The 22,431-nt window shown below is 61.1% G+C and carries 21 protein-coding genes and 1 pseudogene; 10 read left to right on the top strand and 12 right to left on the bottom strand.

Annotated elements, in window-relative coordinates; genetic code table 11:
* Positions 1-8: 8 nt before the first annotated feature.
* The gene (locus MKI86_RS13315) at positions 9-509 is read left to right on the top strand and encodes a DUF2231 domain-containing protein (RefSeq protein ID WP_241601394.1); all 501 of its coding nucleotides are present in this window, start codon (positions 9-11) and stop codon (positions 507-509) included.
* Here the strand turns inward: MKI86_RS13315 and MKI86_RS13310 are convergent.
* From MKI86_RS13310 to MKI86_RS13275, 8 genes and pseudogenes are all read right to left on the bottom strand, one after another.
* On the bottom strand, positions 487-987 hold the full coding sequence (locus MKI86_RS13310) for a CopD family protein (protein WP_241601393.1): 501 nt from the start codon (positions 985-987) through the stop codon (positions 487-489). The genes MKI86_RS13315 and MKI86_RS13310 overlap by 23 nt on opposite strands.
* The gene (locus tag MKI86_RS13305) at positions 984-1,721 is read right to left on the bottom strand and encodes a cytochrome c oxidase assembly protein (protein ID WP_241601392.1); all 738 of its coding nucleotides are present in this window, start codon (positions 1,719-1,721) and stop codon (positions 984-986) included. Before MKI86_RS13305 ends, MKI86_RS13310 begins: the two co-directional genes overlap by 4 nt.
* A 225-nt stretch (positions 1,722-1,946) precedes the next feature.
* Positions 1,947-3,020, bottom strand: coding sequence for an AI-2E family transporter (locus MKI86_RS13300; RefSeq protein WP_241601579.1), 1,074 nt, complete (start codon positions 3,018-3,020; stop codon positions 1,947-1,949).
* Positions 3,021-3,142: 122 nt separating this feature from the next.
* A pseudogene (locus MKI86_RS13295) lies at positions 3,143-3,951 on the bottom strand (transglutaminase-like domain-containing protein).
* 76 nt (positions 3,952-4,027) lie between these two features.
* The gene (locus MKI86_RS13290; RefSeq protein ID WP_241601391.1) at positions 4,028-4,408 is read right to left on the bottom strand and encodes a DUF6481 family protein; all 381 of its coding nucleotides are present in this window, start codon (positions 4,406-4,408) and stop codon (positions 4,028-4,030) included.
* A 33-nt stretch (positions 4,409-4,441) separates the two neighbouring features.
* Positions 4,442-4,666: a hypothetical protein gene (locus MKI86_RS13285; RefSeq protein WP_241601390.1), complete on the bottom strand. Its 225-nt coding sequence runs from the start codon at positions 4,664-4,666 to the stop codon at positions 4,442-4,444.
* A gap of 130 nt (positions 4,667-4,796) precedes the next feature.
* A complete protein-coding gene (locus MKI86_RS13280; RefSeq protein WP_241601389.1) occupies positions 4,797-5,006 on the bottom strand; it encodes a cold-shock protein in 210 nt (69 codons plus the stop codon).
* 164 nt (positions 5,007-5,170) lie between these two features.
* Positions 5,171-5,485, bottom strand: a complete 315-nt coding sequence (locus MKI86_RS13275) for a hypothetical protein (protein ID WP_241601388.1) — start codon at positions 5,483-5,485, stop codon at positions 5,171-5,173.
* Positions 5,486-5,536: 51 nt separating this feature from the next.
* Between MKI86_RS13275 and MKI86_RS13270 the strand changes: the two genes are divergently transcribed.
* The 4 genes from MKI86_RS13270 (at position 5,537) to MKI86_RS13255 (ending at position 9,404) form a co-directional block, all read left to right on the top strand.
* Positions 5,537-6,613: an MraY family glycosyltransferase gene (locus MKI86_RS13270; protein WP_241601387.1), complete on the top strand. Its 1,077-nt coding sequence runs from the start codon at positions 5,537-5,539 to the stop codon at positions 6,611-6,613.
* 10 nt (positions 6,614-6,623) lie between these two features.
* The gene (locus MKI86_RS13265) at positions 6,624-7,457 is read left to right on the top strand and encodes a glycosyltransferase family 2 protein (RefSeq protein WP_241601386.1); all 834 of its coding nucleotides are present in this window, start codon (positions 6,624-6,626) and stop codon (positions 7,455-7,457) included.
* A gap of 76 nt (positions 7,458-7,533) precedes the next feature.
* Positions 7,534-8,814: a hypothetical protein gene (locus MKI86_RS13260; RefSeq protein WP_241601385.1), complete on the top strand. Its 1,281-nt coding sequence runs from the start codon at positions 7,534-7,536 to the stop codon at positions 8,812-8,814.
* Complete coding sequence (locus MKI86_RS13255) at positions 8,811-9,404, top strand: putative colanic acid biosynthesis acetyltransferase (RefSeq protein ID WP_241601384.1); 594 nt, start codon at positions 8,811-8,813, stop codon at positions 9,402-9,404. Before MKI86_RS13260 ends, MKI86_RS13255 begins: the two co-directional genes overlap by 4 nt.
* An 11-nt stretch (positions 9,405-9,415) precedes the next feature.
* Here MKI86_RS13255 and MKI86_RS13250 read toward each other — a convergent pair whose 3' ends face one another.
* The 3 genes from MKI86_RS13250 to MKI86_RS13240 are packed head-to-tail and all read right to left on the bottom strand — an operon-like array spanning position 9,416 to position 13,100.
* Positions 9,416-10,612, bottom strand: a complete 1,197-nt coding sequence (locus MKI86_RS13250) for a glycosyltransferase (RefSeq protein ID WP_241601383.1) — start codon at positions 10,610-10,612, stop codon at positions 9,416-9,418.
* Complete coding sequence (locus tag MKI86_RS13245) at positions 10,609-11,841, bottom strand: glycosyltransferase family 4 protein (RefSeq protein WP_241601382.1); 1,233 nt, start codon at positions 11,839-11,841, stop codon at positions 10,609-10,611. The genes MKI86_RS13250 and MKI86_RS13245 overlap by 4 nt, the downstream gene beginning before the upstream one ends.
* Positions 11,838-13,100: a glycosyltransferase family 4 protein gene (locus MKI86_RS13240; RefSeq protein WP_241601381.1), complete on the bottom strand. Its 1,263-nt coding sequence runs from the start codon at positions 13,098-13,100 to the stop codon at positions 11,838-11,840. Before MKI86_RS13240 ends, MKI86_RS13245 begins: the two co-directional genes overlap by 4 nt.
* Before the next feature lie 296 nt (positions 13,101-13,396).
* Here MKI86_RS13240 and gmd point away from each other — a divergent pair, with 296 nt between their 5' ends.
* Both gmd and MKI86_RS13230 read left to right on the top strand, forming a co-directional pair.
* Complete coding sequence (gmd, locus tag MKI86_RS13235) at positions 13,397-14,467, top strand: GDP-mannose 4,6-dehydratase (protein ID WP_241601380.1); 1,071 nt, start codon at positions 13,397-13,399, stop codon at positions 14,465-14,467.
* Complete coding sequence (locus MKI86_RS13230) at positions 14,451-15,440, top strand: GDP-L-fucose synthase family protein (protein WP_241601379.1); 990 nt, start codon at positions 14,451-14,453, stop codon at positions 15,438-15,440. Before gmd ends, MKI86_RS13230 begins: the two co-directional genes overlap by 17 nt.
* Here the strand turns inward: MKI86_RS13230 and MKI86_RS13225 are convergent.
* Positions 15,431-18,628: a response regulator gene (locus tag MKI86_RS13225; protein ID WP_241601378.1), complete on the bottom strand. Its 3,198-nt coding sequence runs from the start codon at positions 18,626-18,628 to the stop codon at positions 15,431-15,433. The genes MKI86_RS13230 and MKI86_RS13225 overlap by 10 nt on opposite strands.
* 424 nt (positions 18,629-19,052) lie before the next feature.
* On the opposite strand from MKI86_RS13225, the gene MKI86_RS13220 reads away from it, so the two are divergent.
* From MKI86_RS13220 to MKI86_RS13210, 3 genes are all read left to right on the top strand, one after another.
* Positions 19,053-19,745 carry a LuxR family transcriptional regulator gene (locus tag MKI86_RS13220; protein ID WP_241601377.1) on the top strand — a complete coding sequence of 231 codons (693 nt, stop codon included), beginning with the start codon at positions 19,053-19,055 and terminating at the stop codon, positions 19,743-19,745.
* Positions 19,746-19,848: 103 nt separating this feature from the next.
* Positions 19,849-21,225, top strand: a complete 1,377-nt coding sequence (locus tag MKI86_RS13215; protein ID WP_241601376.1) for a glutamate-1-semialdehyde 2,1-aminomutase — start codon at positions 19,849-19,851, stop codon at positions 21,223-21,225.
* 129 nt (positions 21,226-21,354) lie between these two features.
* Positions 21,355-22,425, top strand: a complete 1,071-nt coding sequence (locus tag MKI86_RS13210; protein ID WP_241601375.1) for an NAD-dependent epimerase/dehydratase family protein — start codon at positions 21,355-21,357, stop codon at positions 22,423-22,425.
* Positions 22,426-22,431: the final 6 nt, after the last annotated feature.

Below are 22,431 nucleotides of genomic sequence, written 5' to 3'. Positions count from 1 at the left end.
GAACACGCATGGAAGAAACGCAGGACAAGGGCAACCCCGTCATCCAGAAGGTCGAGGAAAAGGATGCCAGCTCGCTGGTCGCGATTAGCGGGCACCCGCTGCATGCCATGAGTGTGCACTTTCCCATCGCCTTCGTGTTCGCCACGCTTGGCGTGGACGTGCTCTACTGGTGGACGGGCGATGCCTTCTGGCTTCGTGTCGGACTGTGGTCTTCCGGCGGCGCATTCTTCCTGGGGATGGCGGCGGGCCTCGTCGGCACCGCAGAGCTTCTGCTTGTGCCGGGTATTCGCGCACGGGCGGCCAGTTGGGCGCATGCGATTGCCGCCATGACCCTCATAGCCGTGATGGGTGCCAACTGGGGAACGCGCATGATCAATCCGCTCGACGTTCTCCCGCAGGGCCTCTTGCTCTCGGGGCTGGCCGCGGTTCTCACGGGGATAGCAGGCTGGCATGGCGGCAAGCTCATCTTCGATCACGGCGTCGGCCTCATGGTTTCCCCCAAGGATTGAATTCGTCGTAGAGGCGCTTCAGGCCACCTGGCTCGGAGAGGACGTCGATGAGCGCCAGATCCACTGTCGGCTTGGCCAGCACGATGAAGAAGATCGCGACCACGACCCCGCCACTGAGAACCGTAGCCGTCACGAAGCGCCAGGGCGGATAAATTTCACCGTCGCGAAAAAGCCTGATGACGACGAGACCGGTCAGCACGTGCAGAATGGCGAAGACGCCGACGAGGGCGAGTTTGATGGAGAACCACGCCTCGAACGTCTGTCGCAGGAAGATCAGCATCGTCCCGGTGAGAACGGCCACGAAAGCTGCCGGCGATATGATGCCGATATAAGCGAACCGCACCAGCCGCTGCAAACGCAAGAGCGCATCCTCGTCTTTCACATGGGCGCGCTGCACGTAAAGCCCCGGCAGACTGACGACACCGGCCGCCCAGATCGCGATGGCGGCGATATGCAGGAATTTGGCAAGCGCGATCACGATGCCGGCCGATCGAGGCTGTTCTGCGACAGCAGGGTGCGGATGCGCCACAGCATGGCGACGAGATAAGGACCGGCGGCCGGAACCCACATCAGAACGCCGGCCAGTTGCTGGTCTTCGAGTGGCGTCACGCCGAAAGCCGCAGTCGTGGTCAGATGGACGTCATAGAGTGGGTTGCGCGAGAAAGTGAGAAGTGCAGCCAGCATACCCATCTGCAGCACCGTGCCGAACAGAACCGCGCAGGCATTGCCAGCGGAGGTCCGGGGATCGAGCGCGATCATCCACAGCCACATCGCGGAGCCCAGCAGTGAAAGCTGCATCAGCCAATAGGCGGCATAGGAAGAAAGCGCGAAGTGATAGGCGACAGGCGAATGCCAGAGCCAGAACAGCAGCGCATGGACCGCGAAGGCTATGTGCGGCGCGCGGGGGCGCCATGGCAGCCGACCCAGGGCAAGAACCAGGAGCGGCGCTGCTATGGCGACGAGCAGAATGTGATGAAGCACTCTGGCGGAGAAAAGGGCGGACGCCAGCGCGCAGAGCGGGGACACGAAGGCGACGAGAAGCACCACGACGGCGGCGGCAGCATAGTTGCGGCGCGGCCAATCGCTACCGTGGCGATAAAGGGAAAATGAAAGAAGCGTCAGCGCCGCCAGCAGAACAGGATCGAAATTCCACCGCCATGGCAGGGACAGAAGGTCCGGGGCCGGCCCGCAATAGATTTCGTCGTTCGGCATCGTTCTCTCCGCTCGGTGCTTCACGCATGGGGCTTTGCAAGCAGGCTGGCCTGCGCCTGCGCCTTGTCCGGCGTCGCCGCGCCGCCCAAATTGCCCCTGTCCGAAGCGACATAGGTCGCGGTGGCGGCAAGTCCATAAACCGGCTGCTTTTTTCCACCGACGATGCGAGAGGTGAGAACAAAAGAAGCAGGGCTTGTCAGCCCTACATCTCCACTTCGCGCATTTTCATAAGGCCGTAGAGTCCGTGGGCCTTTTCTTCTCGGCGTTTTGTTCCTGCATAAAGAGCGACCAGGCGGAAATGAAAAGGGCGGCTATCAGGGGGCCGATGACGAAGCCGTTGATGCCAAACAGCGAAATACCGCCGACCGTCGAGATCAGCACAACATAGTCGGGCAGCCTCGTTCCCTTGCCTACGAGCGGTGGCCGCAGCAGGTTGTCGATCAGCCCGATCACAAACACGCCGATGAGAACCAGAATCACGCCCTTTAACCAAGCGCCTGCGAGGAAAAGCCAGATTGCGGCGGGAATCCAGACGAGCGCCGCGCCGACAGCGGGCAACATCGACAGGAACGTCATGACCACGCCCCACAACAGGGCAGCTTCAATACCCAGAGCCCAGAAGCTGACGCCGCCGATCGTACCTTGAGCGATCGCGATGATGATGTTGCCCTTCACCGTGGCGCGCACCACGTCTGCGACCTTGTCGATGAATTTGCGGCTGTAGTCGTCACTCAGCGGTATCGCCTTGCGGATCGTCACGCCGAGCGCGGCGCCATCTCTGAACAGGAAGAAAAGCAGGTAGAGCAGGATGCCGAAGCTGACGAAGAACTGCAGCGTGTTCTGACCAAAACTCAGAATGCTTCCCGCAATCGTCTGGCCGGCCTGCATGAAGGCAGAGGAAATCTGGTCGCGCAGTTCGGCAAAGCCGCCCAGCCGCATCGAATTGAGCCAGTTGTCGACGCTCGCCGGCAACGCGTCCTGGATACGCGTGAAATAGGCATTCAGGTCGATCTCGTTGCTGCTGATCCGCTGGTAGAGGCTCGTTCCCTCCTGAATGAGAGAACCGAGTATGATCATGGCCGGCACGATGACGAGGCAGATGCACAACAAGACCGTCAACAGGGCGGCGATGGTGCTGCGGCCGTGGAGCCGCCGTTCCAGCCTCGTGTGGACCGGAAAGAAGATGATGGCAAGGATAACTGCCCAGAAGATCGCAGTGTAGTAGGGCAGCAGGAGCCAGAGGAACGCGACCGTCAGGAGTGTCAGAAGAACGTAGAAGCTCGTACGTTGAATAGACATGGTTGCCTTGCTGGCTAGGCCGCTCGTGACATTCCTGCCGGACGGATGCAGAATATTTCGGGCGAACAATAAAGACAGATTCAATCAAAGGCCAATGGGAAACCGCCCGGCGAGGGTGGCTGTTACCCTGCAGATTCTTCCGTCACGACCTCGAATCGCGTCAGGAGTGCGGGTCCGAAGGCCGTCGAAAGGGCGACGTCAGTCGCATCCCGCCCCGTCGCCATCAAAATCCTGCCGATGCGGGGCGTGTTATGACGCGCATCAAGCGTATACCAGCGTCCGCTGAAATAGACTTCGAACCAAGCGCTGAAATCCATGGGATGCGGATCCCGGGAACGCCGATATCGCCAAGATAGCCGGTGCAGTAGCGTGCGGGAATGTTCATGCAGCGGCAAAGGGTGATCGCGAGATGCGCGAAATCGCGGCAGACACCGGTCCGATCGTTGAACCCGCCGTAAGCTGTTCGGAGCGGGTCGGCCTTGTTGTAATCGAAGGTTATGTGATTGTGTACGAAGTTGACTATCGCCTGCACGCGCGGCCAGCCGAGCGGCGTGGTAGAAAACCGTTTCCAGGCAAAATCTGCGAGCCGGTCCGTATCGCAGTAGCGACTGCCGAGCAGGAAAACCAGCACGTCGTCGGGCAGATCCTTGATGTCGTGCTGGAAGGCGTTCTCCGGTATGGGATCCGGCAGGCCGCTGTCATAGATTTCGAAGCGGGTGGAGATCGTCGTCAGGCCGGCGGGGGCCAAGATGCGGCTGCAGGCGTTGCCGAACCCGTCCAGATATTCCCAAGCCTCAATCGGGCGGTCGAAGGTCAGGATCTGCTCCGTGAGCAGATCGGCGCGCCGGCTGGGGTGGATATTGAGAACCAGCAGCATGGCCGTATCGTTCTCGCACTCGTAACCGATGTCGAAGCCGGCGCGTATTTTCATTGGCATACCCCTGGAACAGCCATGATAAAGCGCAACGCTTTCGCATGCTTGACGTTCCATTCAGGGCGAAGAAGACCTATGCGCGCCGGGCCTTGCGGTTTGCGTAGCGTAGGTCGCGCGCTGCCTTTCGCTCTGCCTCGTCTTCGATCACGCGCGCGACACGCGCTTTTTCGGCGCTCTCGCGGGCATGCGTCTCGGCAAGCGCAGCCGCTTGCGCCTCGGCCTGCAAGGCGGCTTCTTCGGCGGCGATTCGTGCCTGCTCTTCCGTCTTTACGCGTTCGCGTTCGGCGCGCCGTTCCTCGCGTGCCGCGGCGACGAGTGCACGTTCAGCCTGGCGCTCCGCTCTGGCAGGTGCCGCGGTGGCCTGGGCCGCGCGATAGGCTTTCAGCAGGGCCGACTTCGCATCGGCCGATGCCGTGCGGCGGTCGGAAAGCTGGTTATCTCTGGCGTTCTTCAAATTTTCGTCCTGTCTGTTGTGGTTGAGAAGGTATCACCGCGCCGTAGCGCGCTTTGCGAGGAGAGCTGAGGTGGCGGATGCGCTGTCTTCCATTTTCTTCGCAAGCCGTGCTTCGCGGAGCCGTTGGGTCTTGGCGTCGCGGGACTGGCTGATGGAGGCAAGCTCCTCAACCGCCTCGGCCTTGGCGAAGAAGGGTGTCTGGATGGCATTGAACGCGATCTCGGCCATCTGGCGCGAGCGGCTGTGTTTTTCGGTCATTGGATTTCCTGTGGTGACGCCCGGCAGGCGAGCGGAAAACAAAAGGCCAGGCGGTTTGCCTGGCCTTGCTTTGGGTGGCGCGCTTCCGGCAGTGCCAGTACATCCGTGGTCAAAGGGAAGCGCTACCTGATCAGGCAGCCTGGAGATTGCAGGCCGACATCTTGCCGGACTTGTTGTCACGCTCCAGGTCGAAGCCGATCTTCTGGCCTTCGACGAGTTCGCGCATTCCGGCGCGCTCGACGGCGGAGATGTGAACGAATGCGTCTGCATCGCCGTTGTCAGGCTGAATGAAGCCGAAGCCCTTGGTGGAATTGAACCATTTAACTGTGCCAGTGGTCATGATGAACCCTTTCATAGCAACATTGAGAAACCGATGCGCCAAGGCACGCCGGAGGATGATAGCGATTTTGAAAGGAAGTTCGTTCAGGGCGCGGTGCCAAGCGCGCAACAAGCAAAGCTCAAAGCAAATTCGATGCGCACTTGTACCCTGGTAATGTGGGCGGGTCAACTATTAGTTTTTTCAGCATTCAATCTCGTCATTTGGTTGTGCGGTGATGGCGTACACGCGCCGGCTCGTTCAACGACCGCTTTGATCCTGGGCGCTGTCTTCTTGTCTCGGGGCACGTCGTACAGAATGCTGGTCGCAAAGCGGGTGGCAGCGACATCTGCCACCCTCGGCCAAAGGGAGGATACAGGGATGGAAAGGGAGTAGACGGGGTGGGCCACGCCGTTGAAATCACCCTTCGCGCCGATCGCCTTGGCCTTTTGCTCGAATGGTGTGACCGGCGAATCAAACGTTATGCTTGCATCATCGCCCATGCGACCTGACCGATTAAGGGAAGGGCATCGGCGCGATTGCAGGGGCGTCAGATGATCTTCTTGCTGGTCGAAAGCTCGGCTTCTCTTGTGCTGAGCACCGTTTTTGTCGTTCTGTTGCGCTGGCTTTCGGTGCCGCTTCGCCTGATCGATTTGCCGGACCACCGCAAGATCCATGAAGGCGCCGTGCCGCTGTGCGGGGGGATTGCGATCTTCATGGCCTTCGCCGGCATGAACCTGCTCACGGCCAATGGAATGGATGTCGGGCCGGGCTTCTGGCTGGCGACGATCCTCGTCGTCACGCTAGGGGTCCTGGATGACCGCTTCACCTTGCCTGCGCGTTTGCGGTTCGCTGCACAGGTCATGATTGCCGTGGCGCTGATCGCCGCCGAAAGCCTGGGGCAGATGTCGTTCGGCGACATTCTGCCGGTAGCCGGCCCAGGCGCCTATGTCGTGCTGCTCGTCATCTCCGTTGGCTTCGTCGTCGGGTTGGTCAATGCCTGGAACATGGCTGATGGCGTTGATGGCCTGGCTGGCGGCATGGCCGCATCCACTCTGGTGTGGATCCTCGTCCTCGTGCTTCAGATGGGAGAAGACGGGCTCATCTTTCCAGTCGCGGCGCTGCTTGCGGCGGTCGGTGGCTTTCTCGTCTTCAATTTGCGCAGCCCATGGCGCGCACGCGCCTCAGTCTATCTCGGCGATGCCGGTAGCACGGGGTTGGGCGCGATCATCGCCTATCTGATCCTGCGCCTGTCGGATGGTGCGCAGGGCCTGCCGTTTCCATCCCTTCTGTGGCTGGTGATCGTTCCTGTCATCGATACGCTGAGCCTCATGGTGCGCCGCCTGCTCGATCACCGCAGCCCGATGTCGGCGGATCGCCGGCACCTGCACCACCTCATGATCGATTCCGGTCTGTCTCAGGCTGCGACGAGCTACATCATCATCCTCGTTTCGTTTCTGTGTGGCGGTATCGGCTATCTGGGCTTGCTCTTCGAGGTGCCGCAGCAGGTAATGGTTGCCGGCCTGCTTCTCGTGACGGTCGTTCACAGTGCTTTCGTTCTGACCGTCGAGACGGCCACGCATCGGCGCGCCAATCGGGCGGCAAGTCCATCCATCAAGCTGCAGATATAGGAGGAGCACGATGTCGATCTCCGTGCTGATCATGACGCTGAACGAGGAGAAGAACCTGCCCGCCTGCCTCGCCTCGCTGGACTGGTGCGACGATATCGTCGTGCTCGATTCCTACTCAACCGACGCGACCGTGGAAATCGCGCGGGCCGCCGGCGCCCGTGTCTATCAGCGGGTCCACGATACAGAATCGAACCAGCGAACCTATGGACTGAAAGAGATCGAATACAAGCATCCCTGGGTCTATACGCCCGATGCCGACGAGGTGACGCCGCCCGACCTGCGCGACGAGATGCTGGCGATTGCCCGCGATCAGAGACGGCCCGAAAGCGCCTTTCGCATCCGTTACAAGAACATGTTCATGGGACGCTGGATCAAACACAGCAGCCTGTACCCGACCTGGATCACTCGGCTGGTGCGGCCTGACCGCGTGCGCTATGAACGCGATGCCCATTCCCGCTGTCTGACTGAAGGCCCGGAAGGCCGGCTCAATGCGCATTTCATCCATTACAGCTTCAACAAGGGCATGAACGCCTGGTACGAGAAGCATAATCGCTACTCCTCTTCGGAGGCGCGCGAGACGGTGGTCAGCCTGCGCGAGAAGCGCGTGCCCTGGCGTGATGTCCTAAGTGGCGTACCGGAGCTTCGTCGGCGGGCACTCAAGGAACTGTCCATGCGCCTGCCATTCCGACCAACGGCACGCTTTCTCTACATGTATGTGCTGCGCGGCGGCTTCCTCGATGGAAAGGAAGGCTACCACTACTGCCGACTGCTCGCCGCTTACGAATACATGATCGTCATCAAGACCGAAGAACTGCGACGCAGGGAAGAAGGCTTGCCGGTCTGATCGTTGTCGCGGGCCGCACGTGCCTTACGGTGGCTGATATTTCGTGAGCCCGCACATTAAAGAAGGAGGCGCGCCCGTGACGCTGCTGTTGACGTGTCTGCTTTGCCTGACGGTTGCGATGCTCCTTCTGTGGGGCATGCTGGCTCCGGGGCGCATCTATCAGCTTCCCTTCCTCGTCGGCGTCATGGCCGGGAGCTTTCTTTTGCCGCAGCTTCCCGGACTGATGGACGACCGGTTCCTGCCGCGCGGCGCCTACGACCGGATGGTGGCGTTCACGATCCTGTGCCTTGTGGCCGCGTGGCTCGGCTGGATTTCCACCCGCAAGCCTGTCGCCTTCCTCCGGGGGAATTTCGGCGAGAGGCGCCTGCTGATCATCTCCGCCGCGCTTTCCGTCATCGGCGCCTATTTCTATTTCAAGCTGAGCCGCCTGCCGGGCGACATGGTCGTCGGCGTGCAGATGAGCGGCGTACCGGTCATATACCTTTTTGTGGCACGTCTGATGACCTACGGACTTGCGATCGGCGCGCTCTGCCTTGCAAGACGGACGTCGCTCTTCGCGCTGTCGATCGTTGTCTTCGATCTTGTCTTCTACCTCGACCGCATCGTGGTGACGGGGAAAAGGGCGGAAACCGTCGAGCTGTTCGCGATCTTCGCCGTCGCCTTCTGGTTCCACCGCGGGTGGCTGGCGCCTCGGACGATCATACTTGCGGGCGTGCTGGTGGGGACGTTCCTCATGAACAGCATGGGTGATTACCGCGCGATCACGCGGGAGAATTCCTCCCCAATCTGGCAGGATATCAGCCAGATCGACGTCACCGCCAATTTCAGGGCAACCCTGAAGGAGGGTGGTCTGGAAGTGCGCAATGCGATCCTGCGGATCGATCATGCCGCCGACTCGCTCGAATTCGACTACGGCAAATTTCATTGGAACCGGCTGGTGTTCAACTACGTGCCCTCCCAGATCGTCGGTGAGGCGGCGAAGCGGTCGCTGATGCTCAGAACGCCGGCAATGGCACGCGACTACAACGCGCTGACGGGCACGACGGAGACAGGCATGGCTGACGCGTTCCAGTCCTTCTGGTATTTCGGTGCTCTGAAATTCTTCCTGATCGCCTATCTTCTTGCCCGGCTCTGGGCGAGCGCAAAGGAGGGCCAGGCAGCGGGGCAGATCGTCTACATGCTGTCGGTCGTGCCGGCCATGCATGTCGTGTCGCATCAGACCGACTGGGTCATTATGGCCTGGGTGCACATGGTGCTGTTTCTCGTGCCGTCGCTGGCGCTGGCGGCCGTTCCCGCACGGCGAGATCCTGGCGCCCATCCCGATCCGTTCGCGTCAAGGAGGCTCGTCCATTCATGAAATCGCGTTATGACGATCCCGCGTTCAAAGCAAGCGGCCTCGCCACACCGCTTCTCGGCGGGCCGACTTTCGCGTTGCGGTTCCGCCTCATGCGGCTTGTCTGGCTCGTTGCCTGGCAATGTCTTGCCGCCTGGACTCCGTCTCCCTTCCATCCATGGCGAAACCTTCTGCTGCGGCTGTTCGGTGCGAAGGTTCATCCGACCGCCATCGTGCACGGCAGCACGGTAATCTGGTGGCCGGGCAATCTCGTGATGGGGCGTAACGCTTCGATGGGGCCGGGTGTCATCTGCTACAACGTGGCACCAGTGACGCTCGAGGCTCTTGCCATCGTCTCGCAACGCGCGCATCTGTGCACAGGCACCCACGATATTCATAAGGCATCTTTTCCATTGGTAGCGCGGCCCATCATGCTGCGTCATAAGGCATGGGTTGCCGCAGAAGCCTTCGTCGGGCCGGGAACGGAACTCGGAGAGGGCGCGGTGCTTGGTGCGCGGGGCGTGGCCGTCAAATCACTGGAGCCCTGGACGGTCTATGCCGGCAATCCGGCGAAGGCTGTCGCGAGCCGCCGGCGGAGTGCGGACGACGTTTAATCGGGCTGTGACTATCGTCTCGCAGCCGTCAGGCTTTGTTTTGCCGCCACCGGTCTGTAGGCCTCGTAAAGGCTGATGGTCCGATGCGCTATGCGCGGCCAGGTGTAGTTCTCGAACACCAGCCGGCGGCCTTTGTATCCCATTGCCGTCGCTGCGAGAGGATGGGAGAGCACATCAATCAGGGCTGTGGCTATTTCCATCGGATCGAGGCTGACGACTGCGCCCGCACCGGCCGCGGAAACTTCCGGAAAATGGCAGGCATCGGTAATGACCACGGGCGTGCCGCAGGCGAGCGCCTCGGTGATGGCGATGCTGAACCCCTCCTGACGACTGGGCAGGCAGAAACAGGCCGCCGCCGCAAAGGCCTGCAGCTTGGTCTCGCCGTAGATCGGGCCTACCATGAACACGCGGCTCTCGAGGCCAAAGCGGCGCACGAGATCACGGAAATCGTTCTCCGCGCCACCATCGGGGCCGGCGACGACGAGATCGACATCGGGGCATTGCCGCGCCACGAGCTGGAAGGCGCTTGCCAGGAGATCGAGCCCCTTCTTGTAATGCAGCCGCGACAGGAAAAGCACGAAACGTCGCCCCGTCGGCAAACCAATCAGAGCTGGGAAAACTGCGGCGGACGGCAGGGTTTCGAATTCTTCGGTGAAGACGCCGTTGGGGATGATTTCCGCCGGCGCTTTCAGCTGAAGTGGGCGCATCAGTTTGACCTCGTCGCGGTTGAGCGCGTGAAGAAACGCAGCACTATCGAGCATCCGACGGAAAGCCACGGCGAGAGCGAAACGCTTCTTCCAGGGCTTTTGCGCGAGGCTCCAGGTGTCTAGCATTCCAGCGGGGCAGACGCAATAGGGAATGCCGTTGTGCGTGGCGATGGCCGCGGCGCAGGCAAGGATCGGTTCCCACACACCGTGCAGATGCACCTGCTCGCTGTCGACGAGAATGCGCGTAAGGAACGGTCGCGCCTTCAGGCACAGCAGCGCCTCGAGCGTGCCCGGGGGCGGCAGAATATGCCAAACAACCCGCCGGAAGCCGGGAATGGCGGCCCCGAGCCGCGCGACGCTGGCGAGTGTGCGGTCGTCGGCCTGGCTGACCACCCGGACATCGTGCCCTAGGCTCGCCTGGGCTGCGGCGAGCCGCATCACCACGGCCTGTGGCCCACCGCTGTCAGGGTCGATCGAGGTGATCACGTGGACGATCTTCATGAGGGAGATCCGCTGAGCGAGGACAGGACGCCGAGAAGGCGGGCACCATATTGTTCGACGGTATATTCCTGCGCGCGAAGCCGGGCGTTGGCTGCCATGGTCGTGCGCACGTCCTCGTTGTCGGCAAGATAACGGACGGCATCGACGATGGCCTGCGGATCCCGCTCCGGCACGATCAGTCCTTCCACGCCATCGCGCACGACGCTTCCGGTGCTATAAGTGGTGATAACGGGGAGCCCCGAGGCCAGCGCTTCGTAGACCACTGTTGCCGACCCCTCGCAAAGCGAAGGCAGCAGGAACACGTCCGCCCAGCGATATTCGTCGGCAATTGCCGCGCGTGGTACGATGCCCCTCAGCTCAATCGAACGGCTTAGCCGGCGGCGGATCGGTTCGGGCAGCCGGTCGGGGCCGGCCATGCGCATACGCACAGCGGATCCGAGGCGTTCGGCAGCCTGCAGCACATAGGGCGAGCCCTTGCGCAGGCCGACCTCGCCGATCGTCAATATGCGCAGCGGCCCAGGTGTACGTATGGCCGCGCTCGAATGGTCCTTCGCATCGACGCCATAAGGTACGACCACGCAGCGCTCTGCCGGAACGCCCTCGGCGACAACATGGTCGCGCACGAATTCCGAAGGGCAGACGATGCGGTCGGCCAGCGCCCATTCCGCGCGCTCGCGCTCCGCGAATGCCTGGGCGTGAGGATTCGGGTGCGGCGGCCCCGCCCATTCCGGGAAACGCCGCATTTCCTCGGCGAGAACGGTCTCCACGATGGCGCGCGGTGCGATCATCTGCTCGACGGTGACCCAAAGACCCTGCCGTTTCGCCGCCTGCATCTGCTCCAGCGCGTCACCGCTATAGGCGTAGAGACCCGCGGCGTCGTGGAAGCCCTGCATGGCGACGAGGGTCGAGAACCGGCTGCCAGCCCACACGGCGTGCGAGGCTTCTTCTGCGGCATCCTCGATGCGCAAACGGCGGATGGCGGAGCGGACGCCAAAAAGCGGGAAATCCGTAATCAAATTCGGCGGCACACCATTCGGAACCCGTCCGACCAGCCGTCGCACGGCACGAGGCAACAGGGCGGGCGGCAGGAGGCGCAGCAGTGCCGGCCAGCTTTTCGTGCCGCAGATATCGGTGAAGAAATGGCCAAGCCGTCCTTCCTTCGCCAGGATGCGGGCGACGGCATAATGCATGCGGGCGCCGAGCTGGCTCACAACGATGGTCTGGGTCATGACGGTCGATGCTCCAGCACGATAGCACCCGCCGGAATGGGGTCTTTCTCGGCGATCTCGGCGAGAAGCGCGCTCCAGGTCGTGAGCGCGCGCTCATAGGCATAGTCGGCTTCGAGCACTGCCCTTGCGGTTGCGCCCATCGCCGTCACTCTTTCTGGATCGGCGGCGAGATCGGATATCGTTCTGGCAAGCGTTTGCGCCTCACCGATCTCTATATTGACGCCGCAGCGCTCGGCAGCCACGACGGCGGCGACACTCCCCCTGGGATCGCCGATGAAGAGTGTCGGTTTTCCCGCCGCAAGGATGCCGTAGAACTTGCTTGGAATGATGCAGTGTTCGAGGCAGGGCAGCAGGGAGACGACGTGAAGGTCCGGCACGCCCAGGCTGTCGGCAAGCTGTCTGGCCGGTTGCAGCGGCTTGAAGGCCACATTGGCCAGGCCGCGTTCGCGTACGGCATCCAGGACGGATTGCAGCTTGTAGCCGCCCCCGACCATGAGAAAGCGGACGTCGGGATGGTCCTTCAAAAGCGTCGCCGCTTCGATCAGTGTCTCGAATTCGTGAGCACGGCCGAAATTGCCGGAGTAGCCGACCACAAACTTGTCCGAATAACCCCAGGCGGCGCGCAGCGGATTCTTTTCCTTCGAGACGGGATGAATTTCGGCGGTGTCTGACCAATGGTGCAGCACGCGGATCCGCTTTGCCGGCAGACCTCGTGTCACGAGATAGTCCGCCATCCGCTCTGTCGGACAGATGGTCAGCCGCGAATGGGCAATCGACCGGTCGCGCAGCCATGCCGCAAGCCGGCCGAGGATAGGGGCGGTGCGCAGGAGACCAAGCTCGATTGCAGTTTCTGGAAAGAGATCCATGACCCAGTTGACCATGCGTCCGCCGCGCAGCTGGATGGGCAGCGCGCAGGCAAGCGAGATCAGCGGCGGATCAGTACAGACGACGACGACATCGCCGCGCCTGATGTTGCGGGAGAGCCAGGCGAAGGCTGAAAGATGGAAGGACAGGTAGTCGGCGGCCCGGCCGGGCAGGCTGCCACGACCGAAGCGCGAGGTAGACAGTCGCACGACCTCGACGCCCGAACAGATTTCCTGCTCGGCGAGCGCCGCGGTGGAGTCGTCGTGAAGCGTTCGGCTGGTGAGGACGGTGACCGCGCCACCGTGTCTGGCGAGGCCGAATGCCAGCGCGGACACCATGCGGCTCGTCGCCGACTGGTCGGGATGGAAGTACCGGTTTACGAAGATCGTCCTCATCGAGCCGCCCCGCACTTTTTTCTGCAAGCCGTGATCTTGACAGGAGGCCGGCAGGCGGCAAGTTCTCCAAAGGCGCTAGCGGGCATGCCTGCTTTTCAACCGCTCTACGCCTTCCGCCCGAAAGACATGCACCTTCGGCGTATCGGATAACGGCATCACCCATCCGGCGGTCATCGAGCCGCCTTCCATCCCCCGAACGGTTACCTTGCCGCTCAAACCGTACTGTCGCTAACTCTCCGACAGTCGGTGTGCGGAGGATCGTGCACGCCATTTCCTCGTGTGAAAGCTGGTGGCGCATGTCTGAAAAGAAAGCCTTGATCATCGGCGTGACGGGCCAGGACGGCTCCTATCTCACCGAACTGCTGCTCGAAAAGGGATACCGGGTGCACGGCCTCAAGCGGCGCTCGTCCTCCTTCAACACCGCCCGCGTCGATCACCTGTATATCGATCCGCGCTCGCCGGATGTGCGCTTTCACATGCATTTCGGCGATCTGACGGATGGAACAAACCTTTGCCGGGTTATCCAGGAGGTCTGCCCTGACGAGATCTACAATCTCGGCGCCCAGAGCCATGTGCAGGTAAGCTTCGAGACACCGGAGTACACCGCCAATACGGATGCGCTCGGCACGCTGCGGCTACTGGAAGCAATGCGCCTTCTGAAGGTGGGAGATCATTGCCGCTTCTACCAGGCGTCGACATCGGAACTGTTCGGCGGCATCGGCGAAACGCCGCAGCGCGAGGGCACGCCCTTCCATCCACGCAGTCCCTATGCTGCGGCCAAGCTTTACGCTTACTGGATGACGGTCAACTATCGCGAGGCCTATGGCTTCCATGCTTCGAACGGCATCCTCTTCAATCACGAAAGCCCGCGGCGGGGCGAAACCTTTGTCACGCGCAAGATCACGCGGGCGGTCGCCGCAATCGAATGGGGGCTGCAGGACAAGCTCTTCCTCGGCAATCTCGATGCCAAGCGCGACTGGGGCCATGCGCGCGACTACGTGGAGGGCATGTGGCGGATTGTCCAACAGGATGTTCCCGATGATTACGTGCTCGCCACGGGCACGACCCACACCGTTCGCGAATTCGTGGAACGCGCCTTCGAGGTTGTCGGCAAGTCCATCGAATGGGATGGCGTCGGCGTCGAAGAGATCGGCTACGACCGCAGGAGCGGCCGCGCCCTCATTGAGATCGATCCGCGCTACTTTCGTCCTGCGGAAGTGGACATTCTGCTCGGCGATGCAACCAAGGCGCGGGACAGGCTCGGCTGGCAGCAGACCGTGTCCTTCGAGGATCTCGTCTCGGAAATGGTGGAATCGGATCTGCGCGTCATCACGAGGGAGGAAGGCCGCAATGATCTTCACGGATGACAAGACCGCGGTATCGTACGATCTGCGCGGCAAACGCGTCTGGGTCGCCGGCCATTCGGGGATGGTCGGCTCCGCCCTTCTGCGACGGCTCAAACGAGAGCGCTGCGATATTCAGACGGTGTCACACGCCGAGGTCGATCTGACGCGACAGTCCGATACCGAAAACTGGATGCGCAAGGCACGGCCGGAGGCGATCTTCATAGCGTCCGCGCGCGTCGGCGGCATCGGGGCGAATGCCCGTTATCCCGCGGAATTCCTGTCGGAGAACGTGCTTATCCTCGTCAATGTCCTCAAGACGGCGTCTGACCTTGGCGTCGAGAAGCTGATGTGTCTGGGATCAAGCTGCATCTATCCGAAACATTCCGAGCAACCCATCCGTGAGGACGCGCTTCTAACAGGTGGTCTCGAACCCACAAACGAAGCCTACGCGCTCGCCAAGATCACCGGCCTGAAGCTTGCAGCCGCCTATGCCGAGCAATATGGCCGCCGTTTCATCTCCGTCATGCCGACCAATCTTTATGGTCAGAACGACAATTTCGATCTCGACCATTCCCACGTCATTCCCGCGCTGATCCGCAAGATGCACGATGCGAAGGTCGCCCATCGCGACAGCGTCGTTGTCTGGGGAACGGGAACGCCGAAGCGGGAATTCCTGCATGTCGACGACCTGGCAGATGCCTGTGTCTTCCTCATGAAGGAATATGAGAGCCCGAAGCCCATCAATGTCGGATCGGGGGAGGAGATTTCCATCGGCGAACTGGCGTTCCTGATCGCAGATATCGTCGATTATCGCGGCCACATCGTGTTCGACGCCTTCAAGCCGGATGGAGCACCCCGCAAGCTCCTGGACAGTTCGCGGCTTCGTGCGCTCGGCTGGTCGCACGAGACGCAGCTGCGTACCGGCATCCGTGACCTGTATCACCGGTGGAGGGAAAGTGACAGTCGGCCGGCCGTCCGACAGGATTATCCCTGATCGTCGTGTGCGAGCATGACCAGCCGTGCGAGCGCCGGAAGAGAACTGACCTGCATGCGCCGCATGATTGCGGCGCGATGGGCTTCGACCGTGCGCTGGCTGACATCCAGATCTTGGGCGATTACCTTGCTGGGCTGGCCCGCGAGCACCCGGTCGAGGATCTCCCTCTGGCGTTTCGTCAGCCGCGCCAGGCGGAGCTTCGCATCCCGCTGCCTTTTATTCTCGGTCCCTGTGCTGGAGCTATACGAGAGAGCCTCGGAGATGCTTGCAAGCAAATCGGCAGGGCCGACCGGCTTCTCGATGAAATCGGACGCCCCTGCCTTCATCGCCATTACAGCGGTCGCAACGTCGCCTTCGCCTGTTATCACGATGATGGGTAGCCGTGCCCGGCGCGCGCGTAGTGTGCTGACCACGTCCAGCCCGCTCATTCCCGGGAGCCTTACGTCGATCACAAGACATCCGATGGATGCGTTGTCGAACGCGGCGAGAAAAGTCTCGCCATTGGGAAATGTCTGAACACGACGCCCCTCGACTTCGAAGAACTCATGCAGGGCGGTTCGTGTCGCGTGGTCGTCCTCGACGACGAAGATCGTCGGCCTGTCTGGCGAAGAGACTTCGAGTACTCGCGGCCCGGCGTCGTGTTCGAGCCTGCTGGCATGCAGCAGAAGCTGGATAGCCTTCAGTAGATCACTGAGGCTCACGGGCTTTGGCATGTAGAGGCAATCCTCAGCCGGCAGAAGGCGCAGGGTATTGGCCGTGATATCCCCCGTGAGGATGATCGCAGGAACATGGCGGCCAAGGGCCGAGCGAATATCTCTGACGACATCGATGCCATTGGCCCCGTTTGGAAGGTTGTAGTCGGCGAGAATGAGTGTCGGGTCCACGATGCCGGTGGAAACAAGGTCCACCGCTGTTGCGCCGTCGTCTGCGGCGTAAACCGTATGCTGCTCGTCGCGCAGCCCGATCTCGATCAAGCTGCGGACCTTCCCATCATCTTCCACGACAAGAACGGTGCCACGGATAGGCGGTCCCAGTTGGCCTCGTCTCTTTATTGGGAGCGGTTCGTGCTGTCCGTCGTCTCGGCCAAGCGCGACATGGACGGAGAACACCGAGCCCTTGCCGGGAACGGATCGAACCTGAATGCGGTGGCCGAGCACCGTACTGAGGCGCTTGACGATGGACAGCCCGAGGCCAAGGCCCAGGTCGGTTTCGGACTCGCTGTCGGCACCATCACCGATTGCCTGGTGGTACTCGTCAAAAATGGTCTGAAGTTCATGCGCCGCAATGCCGATACCACTGTCCCAGACTTCGATGGTGATCGCATCGTCGTGCCGCCGGCACCCTAGCAGGATCTTGCCATGTCGCGTGTACTTGAGGGCGTTCGCCATCAGATTGCGGATCATTTGTTCGAGAAGACGAGGGTCGGTCCGCACCAGCAGGCTCGATGATACAAAGCGAAGGGAAAGGCCCTTTTCCATAGCGCTGTAGCTGAATTCGTCATTCAGGCGTCGCAAGACGTCATCGACCCTGCATGTCATGATGCGCGGATAGACCGTACCCGCTTCAATCTTGTTTATGTCCAGAAGCGTGTTGAGCATTCCAGACATGGAGGCGAGAGTGTCGCGAAAGCTTCGCACGAGCTTCTGGGATCGCTCTCCTTCCGCTGATTTCTCTAGGAGGCCTTGTAGCAGTGCGAGCGACTGAAGCGGTTGGCGCAGGTCGTGGCTTGCGGTGGCGAGGAAGCGGGACTTCGCGGCATTGGCGCGCTCAGCCGCCCGTTTTGCCCGGGTGAGCGCTTCATGGGCACGGTGTTGCGCGGAAACGTCGGAGAAAATGATCACGACACCAGCTGTCCCGCCTTCTTGGGTTTTGTACGGCATGACACGCCGCATGTACCAGGTGCCGTTTGCGATGCGGATTTCGCGTTCCCTTGTCACGCTGTCGTCCAGGACCCCCGCGGCGTCGCCGAGCAGGGTCGGATCGGGCGCGCGTGCGCAGATGTCCGCCAAAGGCCGACCGACGTCGTGCATGGTGATCTTGAAAATCGAGAGTATTGCGGGTGTGAAATAGCGGATGTTCAAGTCGCCATCGAGGAAGACTGTGGCGACGTCGGTGCTTTCAAGCATATTCTCGATATCGCTGGCCGTCGCGCGCTGGACCGATGCATCCGTCAGCTCATCGCGGAGTGTCCCGGTGGCATCGTACGTCGGGCTTGGCCGGTCAGCATCAAGGAAGCTTACGAGAAAAAAATCTTCGCCGTTGCTTGTCACAGGCTGCACCGCGATGTCGTAACGGATTCGCATATCGGAGGTGCCTTCGTGCAGGCCAACCGCCACTGTGCGCGCCTTTTCCTCATCCGCGCGGTGCAACGCTGAGCGCAGTTTGGCGTGCACGCTGAGCGGCATGATGCTTAGGAGGTCTTGGGCCGAATGGTCGGGCGCGCTGCGCAAGTAGCGCTGCACAGGACCAAGCCAATGAAGGCATTCATACTTCCGGTTGATCAGCACCGTGGCAGGGGCGTAGGTGTCGAGGATCGTGCTGTGGCAGAGTTCGCCGAGTGACAGCTGTCGTCCCACGACGGGACCCGGCTCCTCTTGCACCATAATATTGTCGCCTACATCCTCACCCGCCGGCTTGTTGGGCTCGTGCAAGGCTTGCGCGATGGCCGCGAGCGGTGTGACATGCACGGCCATTTCCGGATCGATCATGCCCTTCCCCGTCCATTTAAAGTCGGCTTCCGCCGGGTCTCGCAGATAGACACGGCCGCCTGCGTCTAGAATGAAACGGATACCCATGCTTCCATCTGTGTCTGTACCAAGCAGGACGACGGCGGTGGCCCGCGTGCCGTATTCGGCAGCAAGAGAACGCAGCAGCACATCGTAAGGGGTGTGCAGGCCAAGGGGTTTCGGCGGCTTGGTAAGTTGGATCGTGCCGTCCTGCACCGTCATGGACCAGCCAGCCGGGACTACGAAGAGATGTTCAGGCGCAAGCGTCTGGCCGTCTTCGGCTTGGACGGCCGTCATGGTCGTATGGTTGGAGAAGGATTCCACCAACATGGTTTCATGCATCGCGTCTTGATGATGGACGAGGATGAAGGCGTTTCCGCCGCCCGAAGGTATGGTCTCGAACAGGGTTCGGCAGGCATCGAGATCGCCGGCTGCGACACTGATGGCGACAACACCGGTCACAGGTTTCCCGGAGGTGGTTTCGCCTCCAAATGAGATGCTTGAAAAAGAGCGGTTTAAACCCATGGGTGCAATCTCAATAATTATGCAAGCAAATTGAGAATTCGTCGCGGGTGTATGGAGTTCACGATAGTATAGGTGTCGTCGTCGTGATTGCCTACCCTCGGCTGTAGGTATTTTCCGAATCTTTTCGCAAGAATTTCATTTTGATATGGATTTAAAATTGTAAAAAATGATGATGACGGGAATAAATTTTAGTCCTTAAGCGTCTATATGATGTCTCGTCCTGAGACAAATTTGGCCTTCTGTGAGCTTGTTTATTAAAGAATGGGTGCTCCAAGTGTGATTTCTCAATCGTGGGGGTAGTGCTGTGGTTGAAGTCGGAGGTGCTAACGGGGCAAATCACCGCGTTGTTGCAAATGCGGCGATGAGGTTGCCAGCGCTCAAGCTTGCCAATACCGCAAAGAATGCGTTGACAGGCCTGCGCGTCTTGGACGTTATCGACGAACGGGCTCTGGATCGGGAATGTCTTTCTCAAAGCCTTGTATCGCACGGTCTCGACATGACGATCGTGCTTTTCAACTCGATCGAAGCGTGGATGTCGAAATATGCGGAAGCATCCAGCGGCGTGCTGATCAACATCGGCAGCCGCGATTGCACCGAGCCGCGCATCGAAAATGACATTCGCATGCTCGTATCACGCTTCCCAAATCTGCCGGTCATCATCCTTTCGGACAATCATGATTTGCGCCAGGTCCTGACGGCGCTCGATCTCGGGGTGAAAGGGTTCATTCCCTCGGCCGTGGGCATTTCGGTATGCGTGAAGGCGATCTCGCTTGCACTGTCCGGTGGCGTCTTCATCTCCACCGAGAGCCTGCCCGAACTGCGAAGGTTGATGTCGGCAGCCGATCAGCAAGAGCGCAAACGGGCAGAAATCTTCACGTGCCGAGAAGAAAATGTAATCGCCATGCTCAAGCTCGGCAAGGCCAACAAGATCATCGCCTACGAACTCGGCCTGCGCGAAAGCACGGTCAAGGTCCACATCCGCAACATCATGAAGAAGCTGAAGGTCCGTAACCGTACGGAAGTGATCTTCAAGCTCAACGACCTCTACGGCTGATCCCTACGCCTATCGGTCATGCCCTATCCACCAAAAGCGCGGATGCGCCTGCCGCGCATGGCGCGATAGTGCCCGAACGGGCTGGCTGGCAGAGGAGACTGCGATGGATGCGTTCATTCACGACTTCGAGAATTCGGATCGGCTTCGCCAGCGCGCGCATCGGATCATTCCCGGCGGCGCGCATACCTACGCCAAGGGCGATGATCAGTATCCAGTCCTGTCCCCGGGTTTCATCGTCAACGGTTACGGCTGCCATGTGTGGGACGTCGATGGCAACGCCTATATCGAATACGGCATGGGCAATCGCGCGGTCGGTCTCGGGCACGCCTATCGCCATGTCGTGGAGGCCGTCGCGCGGCAGCTGGAATTCGGCTGCAATTTTACGCGGCCCGCGAGTATAGAGCTCGAATGCGCCTCGACCTTCCTCCAGATGGTCCCCGGCGCGGACATGGTGAAATTCTGCAAGGACGGATCGGACGCGACTTCAGCGGCGGTGCGCCTCGCGCGGGCCGCAACGGGCAGGGATCTCATTGCAAGGTGCCGCGATCACCCGTTCTTCTCCACGGACGACTGGTTCATAGGCACGACGGAGATGAATGCCGGCATTCCCGCAGCCATCCGAGACCTCACGCTCGGCTTCCGCTACAACGACCTCGATGATGCGCGTGACCTCTTCGCCCGTCATCCGGGCAGTATCGCCGCTCTCATACTCGAGGCCTCGCGCGGCGATGATCCGGCCGAAGGCTATTTGCAGGATTTGCAGGCGCTTTGCCATCGCCATGGCGCGTTGCTCATCCTAGACGAGATGATCACCGGCTTCCGCTGGTCGCGCGGCGGCGCGCAGGAGTATTACGGGCTGCGGCCGGACCTTTCCTGCTTCGGCAAGGCGCTCGGCAACGGTTTCGCCATCTCTGCGCTCGCCGGCAAGCGGGAATTCATGTCGCTCGGCGGCATCGAGCAGACCGAAAAGCCCCGCGTATTCCTGCTGTCCACCACCCATGGTGCAGAAACGCATGCCATGGCGGCGGCGATAGCGACCATGCATGTCTACGCGCAGGAACCGGTCATCCCGCACCTGCGCAGCCAGGGAATGCGGCTCAAGGCGGGTATCGAGCAGGCGGTTGCCCGGCATGGGCTCGCCGGCTTTGTCGGCGTCACAGGCCATCCTGCCTGCCTCAGCTATTTTACGAAGGACGGCAGCGGAACACCTTCGCAGGCCTTCAGGACGCTGCTTTTGCAGGAAACCATACGCCGCGGCGTGCTGGCGCCGTCGCTCGTGGTGAGCTATACGCACGGCAACGACGAGATTGACCAGACGATCGAGGCCTTCGATGGTGCGCTCGGTGTTTACCGTCAGGCCCTCGACCACGGCATCGAAAACTATCTGGTCGGCCGTCCTTCGGAAGTCGTTTTCCGCAGCTTCAACACCATGACAGAGCCCCGCGACGCGGCACCGGCGACGAGGGCGCAGACGGCCTGACCTGTCCGAAAGCGGTAGTAAGAGCGTCCGATACGACATTTGGGTGCGCGCCGCCGTCTTTGTCGTCAATCGTGGTCCGCACTGCGCCGACATAGCATCTGCTTCAGCAAAGAAGCGGGAGACACGGACATGAAGGTGCTTGTAACGGGACACCAGGGTTATATCGGCTCCGTGATGGTGCCGACCCTCCTGGCGGTAGGGCATGAGGTGCATGGCTACGACAGCAGGCTCTACCGGCGCTGCGCCTATGCGCCCGGCGGGCAGATGACCGAGGTTCCATCCACGCTGAAGGACGTAAGGGATATTGTACCCCGCGACCTCGAAGGTTTCGACGCGGTGATCCATCTGGCGGCGCTGTCGAATGACCCGTTGAGCAATCTCGATCCCGAAGTCACTTATGACATCAACCACAAGGGCAGCGTGTGCGTCGCGCGTGCGGCCAGACAGGCCGGCGTCGCGCGCTTTCTCTTCGCCTCGTCTTGCAGCAATTACGGTCTTGCCGGCGAGGACCTCGTCAACGAGGATGCGCCGCTCAATCCGGTATCGGCCTATGGTCGCTCCAAGGTAATGGCTGAGGCCGACATTGCGGAGCTGGCGGATGCCGGTTTCTGCCCGGTCTTCCTGCGGCCGGCGACGGCCTACGGCCTGTCGCCCATGTTGCGCTTCGATATCGTTCTCAACAACCTCGTCGCCTGGGCCGTCACGCGGGGCGTTATCCTGCTCAAGTCGGATGGCACGCCCTGGCGGCCGATCGTGCATATCGAGGATATCTCGGGCGCATTTCTGGCAGCGCTCGAAGCACCGAGGGATGCCGTCTTCGCCGAGGCGTTCAATGTCGGTCGGACGGAGCACAATTATCAAGTTCGGGACATTGCCGACGTGGTGGCGCGAACGGTGCCGGGTTGCCGGCTCGAATATGCCAGCGAGGCCGGGCCTGACCCGCGCTCCTACCGCGTCGATTTCGGCAAGATCGCACGCACGCTGCCGGCCTTCAGTCCGAGGTGGGACGTGGTTTCCGGGGCGCAGCAGCTCTACGACGCCTATCGCAGCTCCGGACTGACGCTCGAGGAGTTCGAAGGCCCGCGCTACCAGCGCATCGGCCATATCCGCTCGCTTCTCGCAAGCAACACGCTCGACCGGAACCTGAGATGGCGTGCTGCCGCGAAAGTGCCTGCGGACATGATGGCAATGCGTGCCTGAGGGACG

The sequence above is a fragment of the Shinella sedimenti genome (genome assembly GCF_022601905.1).
Lineage (GTDB): Bacteria > Pseudomonadota > Alphaproteobacteria > Rhizobiales > Rhizobiaceae > Shinella > Shinella sedimenti.
The sequence above is the reverse complement of the archived record's forward strand: the minus strand, read 5'-3'. Positions and strand labels throughout refer to the sequence as shown.